This is a genomic window from Acidaminococcus sp. (assembly GCF_050873445.1).
GTDB lineage: Bacteria > Bacillota > Negativicutes > Acidaminococcales > Acidaminococcaceae > Acidaminococcus.
The window spans coordinates 1-2323 of record NZ_JBNMIU010000097.1; the positions used below are offsets into that span (position 1 = coordinate 1).

A 2323-nucleotide genomic window follows, 5' to 3' on the forward strand; every position below is an offset into this window, starting at 1 on the left:
GACAGCCTCAGCGTTGGGATCCAGATTCATCAGCTTGCTAGCTTTTTCCATAGGGATTTTTGCCATTTCGAACAAACTCATTTGTAACGCCTCCTAAAATTTTCAACTTTCCTAAAACTCTTATCTTTGAACCCTTACGAGCTCATTATAGCATGATTCTGAAATAACAGTTTATTTTTTTGTATTTTGTATACAATTTATGGAAATTGCCTATATCTTGCAATTTTTCCAGATTTTCGTTATGATTGGAACAAACAACAGTTTGATTTTCTGCTATAGAGGAGGTCTTTCCACCTATGGACCGATATACAGCCCTGGAAAAGTATTTTGGATACAAGAGTTTCCGTCCCGGTCAGGAGGTGCTCATCGACGCCCTGCTGAAAGGGCGTGACGTGCTGGGTGTCATGCCCACCGGTGCCGGCAAGTCCCTCTGCTACCAGATCCCGGCCCTGCTGTTGCCGGGGATCACCCTGGTAATTTCGCCGCTGATTTCCCTGATGCAGGATCAGGTACAAGCCCTGGAACAGGCCGGCATCCCCGCTGCCTACATCAACAGTGCCCTTTCTCCCCAGGAATTCTTCGCCACCCTGGACGCCGCCCGGAAAGGTTCTTACAAATTGATTTACATAGCCCCGGAACGGCTGGAAACAGAACTGTTCCGCAGCTTCGCCAAAGAAGAAGAAATCTCCCTGGTGGCCGTAGACGAGGCACACTGTATCTCCCAGTGGGGACAGGATTTCCGGCCCAGCTACACCCGGATCCTTGATTTCCTGGAATTTTTGCCCAAAAGGCCGGTGGTAGGTGCCTTTACTGCCACGGCTACCCAGCATGTCCAGGAAGACATCCTCCAGAGTCTGAAGCTGCAGAGCCCCCAGCGTCTGGTCACCGGATTCGACCGGGCCAATCTGTATTTCGGAGTGGAACGGCCCCGCAGCAAGGACGAATTCGTGCTGGATTACCTGAAACGCCATCCGGAGGACAGCGGCATCATTTATTGTTCTACCCGAAAGAATGTGGATGAACTGTACAGCTGGCTCCAGAATCAGGGTTTTTCCGTAGGACGGTACCATGCAGGACTGAGCCAGGAGAAACGGCATAAAGCCCAGGAAGATTTCCTGTACGACCGCACCCTGGTGATCATCGCTACCAACGCCTTTGGCATGGGCATCGATAAATCCAACGTGCGCTATGTGCTCCATTACAACATGCCCTCCTGCCTGGAAAACTACTACCAGGAAGCAGGAAGAGCCGGACGGGATGGTGAGCCCTCCGAGTGTATCCTGCTCTACTCTGCCCAGGATGTAATCATCCAGAAATTCCTGCTGGAGCACAAGGACCAGCCAGCCACAGAAGAGCTAGAGGAAGTGGAAGAGAACAACCGACGCAAACTGAGTGCCATGGAGCATTACTGTACCACCACAGCCTGCCTGCGCATGACCATGCTCCACTATTTTGGTGAAGATGCCCCGGCCCGGTGCGACAATTGTTCTTCCTGCAATGGAGATTTCAAGGAAATTGACATCACGGAACAGACGAAAATCATCGTAAAATGCATCCACGAGGCGGGACGGCCTTATGGGATGAACCTGATTGCCAACACCCTGGCCGGCAGCCGCTCTACCCGGGTAGAAGAAACCGGACTCTACCGGCTGCGGCTGTTTGGCGCCCTGCACCAGTACACCCTGAAGGAAATCAAGGAAATGATCCTCAGCCTGATTGAACAGGGTTATTTGCTGATCAGTCCGGATCAATATCCGGTATTGCGGATTTCCAAAAAAATCTGGGAATTGCAGGATACTGCAATCCGGGTACTGCTACGAAAGATTGAAGATCCGGAAACCGGCGACCGCAGCCGGAGAAAGAAAAAGTCCGAACTGCCTCGGGCTGCCCTGCCAGATGGATTCACCCAGGAACAAGGCGAAGAACTGTTCAGCCGGCTCCGGGCGCAGCGGAAAAAGCTGGCCGAAAAGGCCATGGTCCCTCCTTTTGTCATTTTCGGTGACCGTACCCTGCGGGATATGTGCAAGGTCCTGCCCCGAAACCATGGAGCTTTCCTCACCGTACTGGGGGTGGGCCAGGCCAAGGATGAGAAGTACGGTGAGGCGTTTCTCAACGTCATCAAGGATTTTTGTGAAGAAAACAATTTGTAACACAAAAATCCCCGGACAACCACTGTCCGGGAATTTTTGCTGTGCCGTCTGGGCACAGGATCCGTTTTTGGGTTCTATTAGATAATGCCTCTCAGTTTCATCGGTTCGGCCAGAGCGCCCAGAGCTACGATGTAAGCACCTACACGCATGGTAGTGTTGTACTTCTTGGCTGC

At 51.9% G+C, this 2323-nt stretch carries 1 protein-coding gene; it reads left to right on the plus strand.

The genetic code is table 11. The features are described from left to right. Positions 1-296: 296 nt before the first annotated feature. A complete protein-coding gene (gene recQ / locus ACR0QW_RS10915) occupies positions 297-2150 on the plus strand; it encodes a DNA helicase RecQ (protein WP_432643654.1) in 1854 nt (617 codons plus the stop codon). The last annotated feature ends 173 nt before the right edge of the window (positions 2151-2323 follow it).

Excerpts from the sequence above, each read along its gene's own strand:
- recQ (WP_432643654.1), top strand. The coding sequence starts at position 297 with ATGGACCGATATACAGCCCTGGAAAAGTATTTTGGATACAAGAGTTTC.